Below are 17,023 nucleotides of genomic sequence, written 5' to 3'. Positions count from 1 at the left end.
CGCCCTGACCGGTACGTCCCGTTTTTGTCTGGTTATGCCAGCGGCGTTATTCACCGTAGCGCAACTCACCCCGGATCAGTTGCTGCAACCGGAACAGATCGGTTCGCGAGGTGATATCCAGGCTGAGCGGGGTTACCGCTACCACCCCTTCGTGCAGAACCGCGTAGACATCCGAGTTCGGCTCGGCCCGCGCAGGATCGGCCATGTACTCGTAGCCGAGCTTGCCGATGTCGTTCAGCGCGATTCGCTCCGGGCGCGTTGGCCAGTAGACGCGCCGCCGGGAAAGCCGGGTCACCCGCCACGGTGTGTCCGGTCGTGCCCCTGCCGGCACATCCACCTTTAGGGCGTCCACATCGTCCGGCAGACGCCGGTTTTCCAGCAGCCATGTCCCGAACAGACGTGTGAAATGCGCCGCCGCGGAAAAATCGACATCAGCATATGTCAGGTGTAGATCTTTGGGCATTTGCAGGCTCATCGCCAGCGCCGGGATGCCCAGGCTGGCTCCCTCCAGGGCAGCGCCTACCGTCCCGGAGATCGTCGCACCGTTCCCGGCGTTTTCCCCATAGTTGATCCCCGACACTACCAGCGCAGGCAGGCGCGGCGCCAGCTCCAGCACGCCATGCTGAACCGCCTGGGCCGGTGTGCCGTCAACCGCGTAAACGGTGATCGTCCTGCCGTTGACACGTCGACTCTGCTCGTAAATCCGCCCCTCGCTGGTGACCGGCAGACTGCGCCCCATACCGGATTGCTGCTCCCGGGGGGCAACGACCAGCACATCGGCGCAATCTTCCAGCGCTTCCACCGCTGCCCACAGGCCGGGTGACTGGATTCCATCGTCGTTGGTGAATAGTACTAACGGACGCTGCTCGCTCAACATAACCTCGCTATCTCAGTATTCATGCGGACTTGCAATATCTATTTTACGGCTGAGCGATTAAATCCCCATGAACATTGCCCGAAGAACCGGTTAAGACCGGACGCCTCAGCTGCCAGCACGGACAACCGGTGCGCAATGGCTGTAGGCAGGGCGGGCAAGGGCCGGTACAATGGAACCGCCCCGGCGCGCCCTGGTTCCTTATTTCGCTGCCTTGCCGGGCATGGTGGATAGGACGGCTCCATGAAACGCTGGCGAAATCTGGCGCTGGGTCTGGTCTTCAGCCTGCTCTTCTTATGGCTGGCTTTGCGTGACCTGGACTGGTCTGCAGTGGGCCGAACGCTGGCCAGCGCTCGCTGGGGCTTTCTGCTCCTGGCAGCTGGAATCTGGACGCTAGGTCTGGCTGTACGGGCGATACGCTGGCGAGTTCTGCTGGGAGGGCAGGTTAGCTTCAGCCGCGCCTTCCATGTACTCAACATCGGCTTTCTGATCAACAACACCCTCCCTTTCCGTACAGGAGACCTGGCCCGCGCTTATCTGGTCAGCCGCGATGGGGAAGGTCCCTCAGGCTGGGCGGCGCTCAGCACCGTCGTCGCCGAACGGATCATTGACATGCTGGCAGTGGTCATCCTGCTGGTTGCTGTGCTGCCCGTGCTGACCATCGACCGTGCCGCTGTCAACGGCGGATTGCTGATGGGCGCGGTGGCGGTTGTTGGATTTGCTTTCTTGCTTGTGCTGGCTCACACCCCTGAGCGAACGCTCGGTTTCCTGCAGCGGTTGAGCGCCCCGCTGCCATTACTGAACCGTGCTCCGCTGCAAGATCTTCTCACCCGCCTGCTGGCGGGCCTGCGCCCGCTGACTACCTGGCGCGGCCTGCTGGCGACCATCCTGTGGACGGCCCTGGCCTGGGCGCTCTCTGTCGCCGGGTCATGGGTGTTGGCCCAGGTTTTCCCCGCTCTGCCGCAGAGCGCAGAAATGCGGGCGGCGCTCAGCCTGTCGGTGGTGGCCGCCTCATTCAGCATCATCATCCCTTTTACGCTGGCCAGTGTCGGCCCATTTGAAGCCGCCGCGATCTTCGCCCTGTTGACCGTTCGTACGCCCCAGGAAGTAGCCGCCGCTTACGCGGTTGTCTGGCACGCCGGAGCGGTCGTCACCTATACCCTGTGGGGTATCGTGGGCATCCTGTCTCTGGGGCTGTCGGTCAGCCAGATCCGGCAGGGAGCCATGATCACGGTGGGTTCTCCCGGAACCTCAACCGACGCCGCCAGCTGAGTCACGCGGATACCCGTTTGCGCACAGAAACCTGTTCTGTCCTGGCGCGCCAGTGGAGTTGCAGGCCCTCCAGCAGGCTCCAGCCGCTCACCAGCCCAAAGGCGAAGACATACACGGCCATGAACGGCGCCAGCGACGGCACATGCTGGTGGGCCAGGCTCATTGCCAGTATGGCATACAGCGTCAGGAAGACTTCCCCTGGCAGCAACCAGCCCTGTTGCAGGGCATAGCTGCTCTGCCGCCAGGAAAGGTTACGGAACTTGGGCGTTCGGCGAAACTCATTCGGTTCACCGCGCAGTGCCGCCAGGACAGCCAATGTGTTACGCAGGGCCAGCCCGGTTCCCAGTCCCATCAGTACAGGGAAGATCAGGATGCGACGAGGCCAATCATCATACAAGGCCATCTGCCCGGCCAGGTAGAGCATTGGCGGGGCAAAACCGAGCAACCCCAGCGACGCCAGCGGCAGGCTGCCTAGCTTACCGGCCAGCAACAATGGCACCGTAAGGAGCAGGAGGAACAGCATCAGCGGATGAGTCAGGTACTGGGCCAGGTGTAGGGTCCCCATGAACTTCTGCAACAGGTTCAGGCGGCTGCGCCATAGCGTCGGGCCGTGGAGCAGCAGGTTCTGTGTAGTGCCCTTGGCCCAGCGGCTCTGTTGCTGCGTGTATGCGGCAATCTGTGGGGGGATTTCGGCGGGCACCACGACATCCGGTAAATACAGAAAGCGCCAGCCATTGAGCTGGGCGCGATAGCTCAGGTCCAGGTCTTCAGCCAGTGTCGCCGCGGACCAGCCGCCCACTGCCTTGATACAGGCTAGGCGCCATACACCCGCCGATCCGCTGAAGTTCAGCAGCAGTCCACCCCGTGAGCGGGCCGCCTGTTCAATCGCAAAGTGCCCGTCCAGGCTCAACGCCTGCGCGCGTGTCAGGGCGTTCTCCAGCGCGTTCAGGTGGCCCCAGCGCGTTTGCACCATACCCAGCTGTTCATCAGCGCAGAAGAACGGCACTACACGCCGTAGAAAATCAGGTGGCGGGACAAAGTCCGCATCAAACACCGCCACCAGGTCGGCGCTCTGTTGCTTGAGGCCCTCTTCCAGCGCCCCGGCTTTGTACCCCCGGCGCTCTGTCCGCCGGAGGTGCACCATTGCGTAGCCAAGCGCGCTGTAGTGAGCAACCAGGCGGGCGATCAGTTCGCTGGTTTCATCCGTTGAATCGTCCAGCACCTGCACGAACAGGCGATCGCGCGGGTAATCCAGAGCCGCCACAGCGTCGACCAGGCGTGCGATAACCGCCCGTTCGTTATAGACCGGTAGTTGCACCAGCACACGTGGCCAGTCGGCGGGGATTACTGATGGCGGCATAGGGCGAGCACGCCCCCACCGCCATAACACCAGCAGCACCAGCGCGCCCAGGGCATAAAGTGAGAGCAAAAGCGCGCTAACCACATAGAGGCCAACCAGGACTCCAATGAGGATATGCATAAGTGATGTGTCTTGCTCGGTGTGATCCTCCTCGAACAGGCCCGAGCAGCCAGCTACCACGTGATGAAAGGCCAACCTGTTTGGAACCGCTGGTTATCTGCGCTTTGATCAGCTCCGTGCCTGCAGGCGACTCAGGCGTTCTTCCGCTACCCTCAGTGTATCCTCACGTTTGCAGAAAGTGAAGCGCACCAGCCTTTGCCCGTCCGTGCGGTGCTCCGGACTATAGAAGGGCGTGAGCGGGATACAGGCGACGCCATACGCCGTGACCAGATGCCGGGCGAAGGCCAGGTCGTCCCCGGAAAAGACGCGGCTAAAATCCGCCACCAGGTAGAATGCCCCCAGTTGATCCGGCAACAGCACGTCCAGTCCGGCCTGACGCATTATCCGCAACAGGATATTCCGACGCAATCCATAAAAAGCCCGCAGATCGTCATAGAACGACTGCGGGAAAGCCAGGGCGGTCGCCACCGCCTCCTGCAAGGGATGGGCGGTGGCGAACATGCTGAACTCGTGGACGCGCCTGACCCCTTCCAGCAGGGTTGATGGGGCGATGCACCAGCCTATTTTGAAGCCGGTCACGCCGAAAGTCTTGCCGGCGCTGCTCAGCGTCACCGTGCGTTCGGCCATGCCGGGCAGCGTGGCCAGCCGTACATGCGTCGTGCCATCATAGAGCAGATGCTCGTAGACCTCATCGACGATGGCGACCGCATCCCAGCGCTGACATAGCTCAGCGATGATCGTCAGTTCTTCCCGGCTGAAAACCTTGCCTGTGGGGTTATGGGGCGTATTGACCACGATGGCCCGCGTCCGGGAATTGAAAGCCCCTGCCAGTTCATCCGGGTCGAATGCCCAGCGCGGGGGGCGCAGGGTGACATAGCGGGGCACAGCCCCGGCCATCTCGATATTCGGCACATAGGTATCGAAAAATGGCTCAAAGACGATGACCTCATCGCCTGGGTTAACCAGGCCCAGTATGGCGTAGAACACACCCAGCGAGGCCCCGGCGACCACCAGCACATCCGTCTCAGGATCGACCAGCTGGCCGTAGTGACGACGCGCATGTTCGGCGACGGCCAGCCGCAGGGCGGGGGTGCCGGTGGAGGGCGCGTACCAGGCCGTCTGGCCGGAGCGTAACGCTTCCACTGCGGATTGGATGACTTCCGGCGGCGCGTCAAAATCCGGCGCGCCCTGCCCCAGGTTGACCGCCTGATGCTGACGCGCCAGAGCATTGATTTCCGCAAAAACACTCGGCCCCAGTTTACTCACCCGCTCAGCCATCAATCTCATGATCATCACCCCACAGCATAGCCCGGTTCCTGCATGATTGCGCAACAGCGATCAGAACACATCACGGTCAGTCGCAGTCAGGACGATTCGACGGTCACACCAGCCAGCGCCTCCAACACCGTGATCACGGCGCTGTTGTCCAGGTCACCGTTCCCGGCGGCGATCATGGCCCGGTAGAGCTGCTGGATGGCGGCTGTCACCGGGAGCGGGACGGCGTAGGCGCCGCCGGTATCCAGCACAATGTTCAGGTCCTTGAGCTGCATGTAGGCTTTGAAACCGGGGGTCAGTTCCCGGCGGAAGATGCGCGCCGGTTTGGTGTCAAGCGCCCAGCATTGCGCCGCGCCTTTGCTGATGGCTTCTACGACTTTGCGCGGATCGACGCCGCTCTTCTGCGCCAGCACCAGCGCTTCGGCCATGCCGGCCATCTGCGCGGCGACCATAATCTGGTTGGCGGCCTTGGCAACCTGACCGGCGCCGCTCTCGCCTATATGGGTGATGGTCTTGCCCATTGCCTGAAACAGCGGCAATACCTCCTCAAAGGCGTCGACCGGCCCACCGACCATGATCGTCAGCGTCCCGGCCCGCGCACCAATGTCGCCGCCGCTGACCGGCGCATCCAGCGCCCGGATGCCGGCGCGAGCCAGCTCGGCGGCAATGTGACGGGCGGTTTCCGGTTTGATGGTGCTGTTGTCAACAAAGATCAGGCCCGGGTGCGCGCCGGCGATGATCCCGTCCGGGCCGAGGGCGACCTGTTCCACATCCGGCGAATCGGGCAGATTGGTGAAAACCACATCGACCTGGGCTGCAACTTCTTTGGGCGAAAAGGCGGGTGTTGCACCCTCTGCGGCAAGCTGGTCGACGATCGCCCGGCTGCGGTTGTGCACCACCAGCGGGTAACCCGCCTTCATCAGGTTGCGGGCCATAGAGGCACCCATCAGCCCCAGACCGATGTACCCGACTGTCTTCATGCGTGTAACTCCTTGGGTTCTATGCCGATCAGGCTAGCGGCCATAAGTCTATCGCTCAGGAGGCGAAAATGCATCCCGGATCAGCGGCGCGGACCTTCAAAGCGGGCCGGGCCGCGCCGCCCGCGCCAGAGGACCGCCAGCACGAAGCGGGGCAGGCGGGTCATCCGCCTCCAGCGCCAGGGCTGGCGGGTCAGGCGGTAGAGCCATTCCAGACCCAGGCGTCGCCAGGCCAGCGGCGCGCGCTTTTGTACCCCGGCGATGAAGTCGAATGCGCCTCCCACGCCAGCGGCCACCCTGACACGCAGGCGGGGCAGGTTACGGGCGATCCATTTGTCCTGCGCCGGTGCGCCGTAGGCGACGAACAGGATATCCGCGCCGCTGGCATTGATCCGCGCGACGATGTCGTCTTCATCCTGCGGGGCCGGGCTGCCGGCATACGTCCCGGCGATACGCAGGCCCGGATACGTTTCCTGCAAGATAGCCGCCGCCCGCGCCGCGACGCCTTCCGCTGCGCCCAGCAGGAAGATCGACCAGCCCGCTTCCGCTGCCCAGCCAGCGATCAGCGGGACGCCATCCGAGCCGGTGATGCGCTCCGGCAGGGGCGAGCCGAGGTATCGCGCCGCCCACAGCAACCCCTGACCATCTGCGACGCATAGATCGGCGCGGTTGAGGATGTTGTAGAAGTTGATGTCCTGCTGGGCGACCATCACAAATTCCGGGTTGACGGTGCACATCTGGCGCGGACGGTCGCTGGTGATCCAGGCGGTGATAGTGCGCCGCAGGTCTTGCCAGGTGATGGCGTCCACAGGCACGCCCAGAATACGCAGGCGGTGATGCTCCGGCTGTGTGGAGAGCGTCGCGCCCTCGACGTTACGCCCGGCAAGTATGTTCTCAGCGGTTGCCACAACGGCTTCAGGCGTGATCAGGCGCATGCAGGTGCGGGCCGGGCAACCTTCGCGCTGCCCCACCGCGCTGAGGATGTAGCTGCACGGGCTGCAGCGGCTCCCGCCGGTCAGGATGACGGCGCGATCCGACCAGGGCCCCCAGGCAGCGGCGTTGCTCGGCCCGAAAAGGGCCAGGACAGGTGTCCCCGCGGCAGCTGCCAGGTGCATCACACCGCTATCTGCGCCAATGAACAGGTCACAGGCTTCTAGGGCAGCGGCCAGCTGGGGTAGGGTAGTACTGCCAGAGAGGTCGGTTGGTGTGTGGGCCATCGCCTGACGGGTGAGTTCGACGCCGTCGGTGTGCCCGCCGACCAGCACAATGTGCGCGTTGAGTCGCTGCTGGAGTTGATCGGCGACGGCGGCAAAGGCAAGAGGGTCCCAGCGGCGGGCGGGCGCATAGCCACCGCTGCCTGTGTGAATGGCAATGCGGGGGCGGCTACCTTGCGGCAGCCGCCCGGCGGCCCAGGCGCGGTCAGCGGCGGTGATCCGGACGCGCAGGGGGAAATCTGGCGGACGCAATGGCGAAGTTGCCGCAGCGCCAAGCGCCAGGTTGACTACCTGCAGCCAGCAGACGACTTCGTGGACCACGCCGAATCCGTGATCGGGAACCCGCCCGGTCAGGAACCAGCCGCGGCCATTGTCCAGACCGATCCGGCGGGGCGCGGCGCTAGCCAGGACCAGTGCCGCGTACTTGAACGCGCCAAAAGGCGTCGTCAGGTGGTGCAGGATGAGGACGGTATCATAGCGCTCGCGGCGCAGGCGGCGAGCCAGCGCCAGCGCACCCTGCAGGTTGGCCGGGTGGAACAGATCGCGTGGGCGATCGAAGGCGAACTTGTCGAACAGGATGATCTCGTCATAGAGATCGGGCGGTAGAATCGGGGCGCTGTGAGCGGTGGTCAGGATGTGCACCGTGTCTGCGGGCCGGGTTGCACGCAGCAGGCTTAGAGCGGGCGTGATAGTCAGCAGGTCGCCGATGTCGGCCAGTTTGACCACCAGCCACTTGTGGGAGGTAGCAGGCGAGATAGCCATTGTCAGGGCGCGTTTCCCCTGTAAATCGAGATCAAGTTTTCGTATAGTCAAGAATAAAAACAATTGCATGAGAAGTGTACCCGATGAACGGAGAAATCGGCAGATTCGGACTACCGCTTACAACAAACCCCAGCCATTTTTGACAATAGGCCGGGGCTGATGTACGGTACCCATGAGAGTTCGCCAGAATACCGCAGCAGACACAGACAACGGGATCAGCGAGCACATGCTTTCAAGACGATTGCTGTACGGCGCAGCATTTGTCGCCGGGATGACTACGCTGGGCATTGAGATGTCCATCACCCGCCTGATCGGGGCGATCCTGGGCACGGCTGACATCGTCTGGGCGGCGGTGATCACGCTGGTGCTGGTGTACCTGACGCTAGGCTATGTGCTTGGCGGCCGGTGGGCGGATCGCTCGCCACAGCCTGTCACATTCTTCCGGCTGTTGGCCTGGACGGCGCTGGCTGCAGGGTTGGTACCGGTAGTAGCGCGTCCCCTGATGCTCAGAATGGCCTCCGCGTTTGCGCTGGCAAACCTGGATCTTGCCGTGTTAATCGTGGTGGGGCTGAGCGTGGCGATCCTGTTCGCGGTGCCGATGATATTGCTGGGATGCGTCTCGCCTTTTGTGGTCAGGCTGGCCATCTCAGATACGGCCACGGCGGGCCGGGCAGCGGGGCAGGTCTACGCTGTGTCTACCCTGGGCAGCCTGCTGGGCACCTTTGCGCCGACGCTGGTGTTGATCCCGGCAATAGGCACAGCCTGGACGTTTGGCTTATTTGCGCTGATCCTGCTAGCGGCGGCCCTGCTGGGGCTTTACCGCCTTTCCCCGCGTCGCGCCCTGCTGCACGCCTGGATGCCAGTACTGCTGTTGATCTTACTGGCGGCGGGCATCCGGGGGCCGGTCAAACCGGCGCCCGCCGGAACAACGCTGCTCTATGAGAAAGAGACTGCTTACAACTACGTGCAGGTTGTCGAGGTCAATCCGGGGATGATCGTCTCCCGCCAGCCGGCCGGGACGCGCCTGTTGATGCTCAACGAAGGGCAGGGGGTGCATTCGGTCTACCATCCAGAGCATTTGCAGACCGGCGCTACCTGGGATATGTTCCTGGCCGCGCCCTACTTTAATGACGGTGTTGACCCGGCGACCATCGACCGGATCGCGATCATCGGTCTGGCGGCGGGTACGATCGCTCAGCAATACACAGCGGTGTACGGGCCAGTTGCCATCGATGGCATCGAGATTGACCCCGGCATTGTAGAAGCCGGGCGGCGATTCTTTGGCATGACCATGCCCAATCTGAATGTGATCGTCGGCGATGGGCGTTATGGGCTGGCCCACTTGCCCGGCGGCTATGACCTGATCGCCATCGATGCTTACCGGGTCCCGTATATTCCCTGGCACCTGACTACGGTGGAGTTCTTCACAGAGGTCAGGGAAAAGCTGGCCCCGCAGGGCGTGGTGATGATCAATGTCGGGCGGGCTGCTTCCGACCGCCGTTTTGTCGATGCCATTGCTGCGACCATGCTGCAGGTCTACCCGACCGTGCAGGCCATCGATGTGCCTTATTCATTCAATACGCTGCTGGTGGGGACGCAGACCCCGACGACGGCTGATAATCTCATCCGCAACCGGCAGGCTCTACCAGCGGACGCCCATCCACTGTTGCGGGATACCCTGACGCTGGCCGCCGAGTCGCTGGCGGAAGTCGTGCCATCGACAACGATCTTCACTGATGAACGCGCACCGGTCGAAACGATGATCAACACCATGATTCTGGAATTTATCCTGGGGGCGGACAATCTATCTCAGATTCAGGGATAGCGGAGCGGGGGTGCTGTGTGACTGGCCGTGTGGTGTGCACTTACTGTGGATACCGAAACCGCGCTGGCGCGCCGGAATGCTGGGCCTGCGCCGCACCGTTGCCGCCTGCCAGGACGGATGACGCCCTGCGGACAACGACGGTGCTGCCGGAGGGGATAACGCCACCCGAAAAGACCCGCCAGGTTCCTCCGGAACCGCCTCACAATGAACCGCGCTGGGGCGAGGCGCGCATTGACGAGCATACTCAGGTCGTGGCGGTCGTGATCCCCGGCGGTGAAACGCTCAAACTGGATGTCCAGCAGACAGGCACGTTGATCCTGGGGCGCCTGGCCGGGCCAGACCTGCCGATGCCACACCTCGATCTTTCACCGTATGGGGCGGCGGAGATGGGTGTTTCCAGGGAGCATCTCCAGCTGGGGCTAAAGGATTATTCGCTGTATGTGACCGACCTGGGCAGCACCAACGGCACGTTTCTCAACGGGCTGCGGGTGATGCCCAACCAGCCCCGCATTGTACGCGACAGGGATGAAATCCGCCTGGGACAGCTCAAGCTACAGATCCATTTTCTCCAGCCGGAGGGCCATCACGAATAGCGGCCTCTGCGCAGGTGGAATCACCGACAGTCCTAGAAGACCAGCTGATCGTACAGCAGTTCCTGGCTCAGTTCCTTGACCACGGTCTCCCGCGAGCGCAGGGTCAGGGAAGCCGCTGATACACCCAGCCGCAACGCTTCATCCAGCGGGACCTCATGGAGCAGTCCGAAAATCACACCAGCCGTCAGGGCATCACCGGCGCCGGTTTCATCAACAACTTCGGTGCGAATTGCCGGGATCAGGCCGCGGTCGCTGCCGCTGGCGTAAGCCAGGCCATGCACGCCCAGCGTTACCACTGCGATGCGTACGCCGCGTTCCAGCAGGAACTGGGCCGCGCTGAGGGCAGTTTCGGGGGTGTAGGTCAGGCTTGAGCGTCCCCAGAGCACCGCCGCTTCCATCAGGTTAGGGGTGATCATCATGATGCGGTTCAGGAATGGCCGCAGCCGCACCGCCAGCGACGGGGTGGTGGGATCGGCGCAGACTGGCACGCGATACTTGGCGGCCAGGTCGAACAGCGTAACCAGCGTCCGATCCTCCAGGTTAGCGTCGATAATGATCATCTGGGCAGGAGGAAACAGTGTTTCGTGTTCCAGCAGGTAAGCCGCATTGATGGTACTGGTGATGGTGTAGTCGTTGACCGCCATGCTCAGTTGACCATCAGGGGTCAGAATGGCCATATAGTGGCCAGTGTTCTCACCGGGGACGATCTTTACATGCGAGATGTCAATGCCAGCTTCAGCGCAGCGATCCAGCACCCGGCGGCCCGGTGCATCATCGCCAACGGCGGAAAGTAGCAGGGTGGGTACTTCCAGGCGGGCGAGATTCTCGGCGATGTTGCGTGCGACGCCGCCGACGCTGCTGCGAATGCGACCGGGCACCGAAGCGCCGCTGACAGGGTTGTAGTCTGGTCGCCCTTTGACATCAATGCCTGCCGAGCCAACGACCAGCACGTATTCGCCATGTTCAAACGTGAAGCTCATGGTGGTACTCCCTGGATTTTGCAGCGGCGGGCGACGCCTGGATCCGGCACAGGTACGTTCAGCAGTGTAACATACTTCGGCGATATTCCAAGACTGGCACCTTTCAGGATACAGACAGAGCCTGGCAGCGGCGCCGGCTGGCAGCGCCGGAGAGCGAAGCAGCGCGAGATAAGCACCGCCGGGGGACGCGCCTGTTCCCCTGCTTTCTGGGTGCTCAGACCAGTGAGGAAACTACCGCTCATGGCCGGGTCGAGGGGGCGCTGATGGGCCGGGTAGTACTCAGGAGCAAAGATGCCGGATCTTCAGACGAGTGAGGCAGGCTGGTCCAGGCGATGGTCAGATGCCGGTCGCGATCGGCGGAGAGGTTCAGGCCGCCGATCGCGCCAGGGGCAGTCGCTACGTTCTGGTACGCTGCCAGCACCCCCCCCTGGAAGTATCCGATGATCAGACGCCGATCGGCAGTGAAGGCGACCGGTAGCACCTCATGTTGTCCCTGAACAGGGTATGCCCCGCCTGCAGGCAGATTTGCCGGATCAGCCACATCGCCTGCCACCAGGGCGGGGCCGGTATTGAAGCCGGTGGTGAAGGAGCCGGATGTGGCTGATGCTGCTGCCGGGAAGCGCACCAGCAGCGGCGCAACATTAGCGGGCAGACTGCTTTCTCCACCCGAAAGGGGGAACGAGTAGACTTCTGTTTGGGCCGCGTAGTTGCGGGCATCGCGGCGGTTGACAAACAGGTAGCCGAACGAGCGGTCCAGACCAAGGGCGACTGATTCGATATACAGCGCCGGGTCAGACAAGGTCGCGCGGCCAATGATCACCGGCTTGCCTGGTTCCTGCCACGGCAACACCGATTCCGATATCTGTATCACCACGTCGCGGCTGTCAGCCGGATTGTGAGGGCTGTCCGGAAGGGCCAGCCAGGCCATTACCCAGCGTCCTTCCGCCGTGCGGGCCAGGGCCGGGTATTCAGCGCTGGGGGCAACAAGTGGCGCTGGCCCGGCCAGGGGGCGACTCTGTGCGTCAAGTTGCTGGCCGTACAGGACTGGCCGATCGCCGCCGGTGGCTACCCACAGGATGATGACCCCGCCGCTGCCATCCAGTGCGGCTGCTGACGAACCGGTAGCATCTGCGGTCACCGGCATTGGCCCGCGCGATAACGTACTGTCTGCCTGGAGGTGAGCGGAGAAAAGGTGAGTTTGCTCAAAGGAGTCTACCTCGTTCCACAGCAGATGCCACTCGCCGTCAGTTGCTGGGAGTAGAACCGGCGCCCAGGGCTGGCGGTCGGTGAGCAACGGCGAGGGCGTGGCAGATGCCTGTTCTGGCCAGACCTGGCGGGCGAACAGCGTACTGGCATCCGCCCATGCCGCCAGCCAGGCCTGACCGTTCCAGGCTGCCGCTGGCGCGTCCAGACGGCGGGCCTGGCCAATGAGCAGCCCGTCAGACCACGGAGCGATTCCGGGGTAAGGGGGCGGCGCTGGCTGGCAAGCCATCAGAACGAGGATTGCCAGCAGGATAGCGAGGAAGGTCGTGAGTATCCGGATCATGCCGTCCTTTGCGTTCGGGACATATGGTACTACAGGCTACTTGAAAGATTGTCCTGACGTGCTATTGTAGTGTTGAGCCTGTCTGAAGGCTCAAGGTTTCGTATACGCACGAGCAATCTACAGAGCACTACCATGTTAACCTTGCCCCCCAAGAACACCAAAGGCGATACCGTGCTGTTGAGCGAGCGCGTCCATCCGATGCTGCAACAGAGCGGCACGCCACCCAGGACCGGTATACTCGCCCCACCATGGCGTCTGCTGTTGCATCTTGGCGGCGATCATCATACAACGATCGGGCTGGAAGTCCGCGAGCATGTGGTCATCGGTCGGCGGGACCCCCTGGCAGGTTTCACACCCGATCTGGATCTGACGTCTTATGGTGGCAAAGAGCATGGGGTTTCCCGCCGCCATGCGGTTATCGTGCAGGATGAGGCGGCACTGTACGTCAAAGATCTGAACACCACTAACGGTACCCGGATCAATGGCTTTCAGCTGGAACCAGAACGCCTGTATCGCCTGCGTGACGGCGATGAACTGGAACTGGGGCGGCTCCGGATGATCGTCCGCTTTGTGCGCGCGCCCTACTAATCGCTGGCGGCAAGGGTACGGGAAAACAGGAACGCCCGCCCGGTCTGATTGAGCCGGACGGGCGTTTTGTCTGTTATGAGGCATGTGACCCTATGAGGCCACCGCCGCCTCGGTGCTCACGGCAGCCGGTTCAGGGCTGCTGCGCATGATGTTCTCGAACTCCTCGCGGTCAATCGTTTCGCGCTCCAGCAGGGTCTGGCTGACCCGGATCAGCTTGGCACGGTGTTCCTGGAGGATGGATTTGGCACGCAGGTATGCGTGATCCAGGATGCGGCGCACTTCCTGGTCGATCTGCACCGCGGCCTCTTCGCTGTAATTGCGCTGCTCCATCAGGTCACGGCCCAGGAAGATGTTGCCAGCCTGTTCGCCAAAGGTGCGCAGACCCAGCTTTTCGCTCATGCCGTAGCGGGTGACCATCGCCCGCGCGATCTGAGTAGCGCGTTCCAGATCATTGGCGGCGCCAGTAGTGATCCGGTTGAAGGTGATTTCTTCCGCGGCCCGCCCAGCCAGCAGGCCGGCAATCTGATCCTCAAACTTCTCCCGGCTGACGAGCATGCTGTCTTCTTCGGGCAGGCTCATGGTATAGCCGCCCGCCTGGCCGCGCGGGATGATCGTGATCTTGTGCACAGGATCAGCTTCCGGCAGGAAGTGCATGACCACGGCATGACCGGCCTCGTGATAGGCGACGATCTCGCGTTCCTTGGGCTGGATCACCCGGCTGCGGCGCTCCGGGCCAGCGATGATCCGTTCCATGGCCTCCTGGAATTCACGCATGCCGATGGTCCGCTTGTTGCGGCGGGCGGCCAGGATAGCCGCTTCGTTGACCAGATTCTCAATATCTGCCCCGGCAAAGCCTGGCGTTAGTCTGGCCAGCGCATCCAGGTCAACGTCGGAAGCCAGTGGCTTGCCTTTGGTGTGCACGCGCAGGATAGCCTCGCGCCCTTTGACGTCTGGCCGGTCCAGCATGACCTTGCGGTCAAAGCGGCCCGGACGCAACAACGCCGGGTCAAGCACATCAGGCCGGTTGGTGGCAGCCATGACAATCACGTTGGTGCCTGTCTCGAAGCCATCCATTTCCGTCAGTATCTGGTTAAGCGTTTGCTCGCGCTCGTCGTGACCGCCGCCCAGGCCGGTCCCGCGCTGGCGACCAACGGCATCGATCTCATCGACGAAGACAATGGCCGGCGCTTCTTTCTTGGCCCGGTCAAAGAGGTCGCGCACCCGGCTGGCGCCCACGCCGACGAACATCTCTACAAATTCCGAGCCGGAGATGCTGAAGAATGGCACACCCGCCTCCCCGGCGACAGCGCGGGCCATGAGCGTCTTGCCGGTGCCGGGCGGACCAACCATCAGGACGCCTTTGGGAATGCGTGCGCCAAGCTGGATGAACTTATCCGGCTCCCGGAGGAATTCGACAATCTCCTGAAGCTCCTGCTTGGCCTCATCTGCGCCGGCGACATCGTTGAAGGTGACGGTGGGGCGCTCCATATCACGGGCGACACGCGCCCGGCTACGCCCAAAGCCCAGCGTCTGGTCCTGTCCAATGCGCACGGTGCGAACCATTCGCCAGACCAGAAAGCCCAACAAAGCAGTTGGCAGCAGCAAAGGAATCAGGCTCAACAGTAGCGAGCCAAACGTATCGCCGGACTGGATGGCAATATCCAGGCTCTGGATGCGCTCATCAGGGATGCCCAGGCCGTGCAACGTTTCGTAAATGCTGCTGGCGCGCTCCTTGCGGCTGGCGATGACGCTGCCATCCCGCAACTCGGCCAGAATGTCGGTCTCGGCCCGCACTACCAGACGGGTGACACTCCCGCTTTTGATAGCGTCCGCCAGCTGGCTGAGCGAGACTTCATTGCTCACGGATGTCCCGCTGGCCAGGAATTGCAGGCCCAACATCAAGAGCAAGCCAAGGCCCAGGAATATCCAGATCCGTGACGACATCATCGGCCCGCTATGCTGAGGCTCGTTGGGGTTCTTGTCCACAGTTGTATCCTTCCGGAAAGCAGTAAACGTTATCCAGTTTTTGGGCTTTGAATATGCGCCTACTGACTATACCTCGTGACTATACCGCAACTCTATTAGATATGTATAGGATGCACCTGAATGGCTGATGAGTAATCCGGACGCCCCGGCTCGCCCTGCGAAATGGTGGCTGATGCTATAATGGGTTTCACTGACGTGGTTAGGCCTATGCGCCTGGCGAAGGAGCGGTGCTGTGGCTTCTCGAATCCGTATGGTGGTCTTTGTCCTGATCTGCAGCTTGCTCTCCAGTAGCGGCCTGGGTCTGGCTGCCCCGTCCCGGCAGGGTGATGTCGCGGCGCTGCTGCTGGCAGCGCGTACTGACCTGGAGACGCTGGCCAACGATCGCCTGGGTGAGGGTATCCGCCCGGTCATCTGGACGAACTCGTTTGATGTTAGGGCGGAGTCCTTCGCCCTGGACCTGCGCCTGGACCTAGAGACGCTGGCCGGGACGCTCCTGGGGCCGGATCGCCGGCCGGCTGACTGGTTTGGCGCTCAGGCGGGCACGCCGTGGCTGGTGGCCCGCGATATCCGGCATGATCTGGAGGCGCTGGCCGATAGCCAGCTAGGCCCCGGTGTCCGACCGTCGCTGTGGATTGGCGGCGATCCGCTGATGCGCTGCTCCCGCAAGGAACAGGCGCTGGCGTTGTGGTTCCAGCGCACCAACCTGGCCTACTCGCTTCCAGCGCCGCAGCCCGGCATTGACTACTGCACCCTGCTGGCCCAGCAGAATGCCCTGTTTGTGGAACTGACCGTGCAACAGCAGGCCCAACCAAGCGGCGATCTCCGCGCTGATCTCAACGCCCTCAGCCGCCGCATCTTCCGCGAGAATGTCTTCCCGATTGGCTGGACAGATGGCAAAGATAGCCTCAGCATTCGCCAGGATATGGAACTCTTGAAGGTTGCCTCCAGCCAGGTCGGGAATCCGGTACCGGAAGATCGCTGGTACGGCCAGCAGACATTCGGCACGGACTGGCAGATCGCGCGGGCTATCCGGCACGATCTGGAGTTGCTGGCCGACGCTAAGCTGGGGGTAGGGGTGCGCCCGGATGGATGGACCTTCTTCGACCCGTTGATCCAGTGTTCGGAGGAGGTTCAGGCGTTTGTCCTGCTGCTGGGCAAGGAGACCAGCGCCGAGGACAGTGTGTCGCCTTCGGCGCCGGACTACTGCGATCGTGTAGTTCTGGAACTCAGCCGTTTCGTGGAGGCGCTGGCGGCGGCATCGATGCCTGTAGTGGGCGGCGGGGGACAGGCTGCGGTGAGTGAGGCGGGCGGCGCGCGCCCGGTAGCAACCGCCCTGGGCAACCTAGCGGGCGTAGCGGCTAACCCGAACGCCTATCTGGATCACGGTGCGCGAATGCGGATCGGCACCATCCCGCGGGGGACGCCTTTCCGGGCGCTGGCCCGCAGCAGTGCACCGGGTTCTAAGATGATGTATGTGACCGGCGAGGGGTTTACCGTCTGGGTGGCCTGGCCGTTCACCTCGATGACTGAGTCGGAGTATCTGAGTCTGCCATTTGCCGACGATCTCAAGTACCAGCTGCCGCAACTGCTGTGCTTTGCCACGTTTTGCACCAGTCTGGTGCGTTATGGCGACCCGCTTGGCGGCGAGATA

At 62.8% G+C, this 17,023-nt stretch carries 13 protein-coding genes; 5 read left to right on the top strand and 8 right to left on the bottom strand.

Features of this window, described 5'->3' with window-relative positions; all coding sequences use genetic code 11:
• Window positions 1-46 precede the first annotated feature (46 nt).
• Entirely contained in the window at window positions 47-877 is an 831-nt protein-coding gene (gene surE, locus HPY64_10020; GenBank protein ID NPV67468.1) for a 5'/3'-nucleotidase SurE, read from the bottom strand.
• Window positions 878-1,117: 240 nt separating this feature from the next.
• On the opposite strand from surE, the gene HPY64_10015 reads away from it, so the two are divergent.
• Window positions 1,118-2,146 carry a flippase-like domain-containing protein gene (locus tag HPY64_10015; protein ID NPV67467.1) on the top strand — a complete coding sequence of 343 codons (1,029 nt, stop codon included), beginning with the start codon at window positions 1,118-1,120 and terminating at the stop codon, window positions 2,144-2,146.
• Window position 2,147: 1 nt separating this feature from the next.
• On the opposite strand, the gene HPY64_10010 is transcribed toward HPY64_10015, so the two are convergent.
• From HPY64_10010 to HPY64_09995, 4 genes are all read right to left on the bottom strand, one after another.
• Entirely contained in the window at window positions 2,148-3,626 is a 1,479-nt protein-coding gene (locus HPY64_10010) for a glycosyltransferase (protein NPV67466.1), read from the bottom strand.
• A gap of 108 nt (window positions 3,627-3,734) precedes the next feature.
• Window positions 3,735-4,919, bottom strand: a complete 1,185-nt coding sequence (locus HPY64_10005; protein ID NPV67465.1) for an aminotransferase class I/II-fold pyridoxal phosphate-dependent enzyme — start codon at window positions 4,917-4,919, stop codon at window positions 3,735-3,737.
• Between the two features lie 71 nt (window positions 4,920-4,990).
• Window positions 4,991-5,881 carry an NAD-binding protein gene (locus HPY64_10000; GenBank protein NPV67464.1) on the bottom strand — a complete coding sequence of 297 codons (891 nt, stop codon included), beginning with the start codon at window positions 5,879-5,881 and terminating at the stop codon, window positions 4,991-4,993.
• Window positions 5,882-5,961: 80 nt separating this feature from the next.
• On the bottom strand, window positions 5,962-7,854 hold the full coding sequence (locus tag HPY64_09995; protein NPV67463.1) for a WecB/TagA/CpsF family glycosyltransferase: 1,893 nt from the start codon (window positions 7,852-7,854) through the stop codon (window positions 5,962-5,964).
• Between the two features lie 226 nt (window positions 7,855-8,080).
• Here HPY64_09995 and HPY64_09990 point away from each other — a divergent pair, with 226 nt between their 5' ends.
• Together HPY64_09990 and HPY64_09985 are read left to right on the top strand one after the other, a co-directional pair.
• A complete protein-coding gene (locus HPY64_09990) occupies window positions 8,081-9,679 on the top strand; it encodes a fused MFS/spermidine synthase (GenBank protein ID NPV67462.1) in 1,599 nt (532 codons plus the stop codon).
• A 17-nt stretch (window positions 9,680-9,696) separates the two neighbouring features.
• Window positions 9,697-10,272 carry an FHA domain-containing protein gene (locus HPY64_09985; GenBank protein NPV67461.1) on the top strand — a complete coding sequence of 192 codons (576 nt, stop codon included), beginning with the start codon at window positions 9,697-9,699 and terminating at the stop codon, window positions 10,270-10,272.
• Window positions 10,273-10,304: 32 nt separating this feature from the next.
• Here the strand turns inward: HPY64_09985 and HPY64_09980 are convergent, their stop codons facing one another.
• Together HPY64_09980 and HPY64_09975 are read right to left on the bottom strand one after the other, a co-directional pair.
• Window positions 10,305-11,252: a ribokinase gene (locus HPY64_09980; GenBank protein NPV67460.1), complete on the bottom strand. Its 948-nt coding sequence runs from the start codon at window positions 11,250-11,252 to the stop codon at window positions 10,305-10,307.
• 238 nt (window positions 11,253-11,490) lie between these two features.
• Window positions 11,491-12,798 carry a hypothetical protein gene (locus tag HPY64_09975; protein ID NPV67459.1) on the bottom strand — a complete coding sequence of 436 codons (1,308 nt, stop codon included), beginning with the start codon at window positions 12,796-12,798 and terminating at the stop codon, window positions 11,491-11,493.
• A gap of 132 nt (window positions 12,799-12,930) precedes the next feature.
• Here HPY64_09975 and HPY64_09970 point away from each other — a divergent pair, with 132 nt between their 5' ends.
• Window positions 12,931-13,386, top strand: coding sequence for an FHA domain-containing protein (locus tag HPY64_09970; GenBank protein NPV67458.1), 456 nt, complete (start codon window positions 12,931-12,933; stop codon window positions 13,384-13,386).
• 90 nt (window positions 13,387-13,476) lie between these two features.
• On the opposite strand, the gene HPY64_09965 is transcribed toward HPY64_09970, so the two are convergent.
• Window positions 13,477-15,330 carry an ATP-dependent zinc metalloprotease FtsH gene (locus tag HPY64_09965; GenBank protein NPV67457.1) on the bottom strand — a complete coding sequence of 618 codons (1,854 nt, stop codon included), beginning with the start codon at window positions 15,328-15,330 and terminating at the stop codon, window positions 13,477-13,479.
• Between the two features lie 274 nt (window positions 15,331-15,604).
• On the opposite strand from HPY64_09965, the gene HPY64_09960 reads away from it, so the two are divergent.
• On the top strand, window positions 15,605-17,023 hold a 1,419-nt coding region (locus HPY64_09960; protein NPV67456.1), incomplete at its 3' end, for a hypothetical protein.

The organism is Anaerolineae bacterium, from assembly GCA_013178165.1.
Lineage (GTDB): Bacteria > Chloroflexota > Anaerolineae > Aggregatilineales > Ch27 > Ch27.
Note: the sequence above shows the minus strand (reverse complement) of the source record. Positions and strands in the feature narration are given on the sequence as shown.

Excerpts from the sequence above, each read along its gene's own strand:
- surE (NPV67468.1), bottom strand. The coding sequence starts at position 877 with ATGTTGAGCGAGCAGCGTCCGTTAGTACTATTCACCAACGACGATGGA.
- HPY64_10015 (NPV67467.1), top strand. The coding sequence starts at position 1,118 with ATGAAACGCTGGCGAAATCTGGCGCTGGGTCTGGTCTTCAGCCTGCTC.
- HPY64_10010 (NPV67466.1), bottom strand. The coding sequence starts at position 3,626 with ATGCATATCCTCATTGGAGTCCTGGTTGGCCTCTATGTGGTTAGCGCG.
- HPY64_10005 (NPV67465.1), bottom strand. The coding sequence starts at position 4,919 with ATGATCATGAGATTGATGGCTGAGCGGGTGAGTAAACTGGGGCCGAGT.
- HPY64_10000 (NPV67464.1), bottom strand. The coding sequence starts at position 5,881 with ATGAAGACAGTCGGGTACATCGGTCTGGGGCTGATGGGTGCCTCTATG.
- HPY64_09995 (NPV67463.1), bottom strand. The coding sequence starts at position 7,854 with ATGGCTATCTCGCCTGCTACCTCCCACAAGTGGCTGGTGGTCAAACTG.
- HPY64_09990 (NPV67462.1), top strand. The coding sequence starts at position 8,081 with ATGCTTTCAAGACGATTGCTGTACGGCGCAGCATTTGTCGCCGGGATG.
- HPY64_09980 (NPV67460.1), bottom strand. The coding sequence starts at position 11,252 with ATGAGCTTCACGTTTGAACATGGCGAATACGTGCTGGTCGTTGGCTCG.
- HPY64_09975 (NPV67459.1), bottom strand. The coding sequence starts at position 12,798 with ATGATCCGGATACTCACGACCTTCCTCGCTATCCTGCTGGCAATCCTC.
- HPY64_09970 (NPV67458.1), top strand. The coding sequence starts at position 12,931 with ATGTTAACCTTGCCCCCCAAGAACACCAAAGGCGATACCGTGCTGTTG.
- HPY64_09965 (NPV67457.1), bottom strand. The coding sequence starts at position 15,330 with ATGTCGTCACGGATCTGGATATTCCTGGGCCTTGGCTTGCTCTTGATG.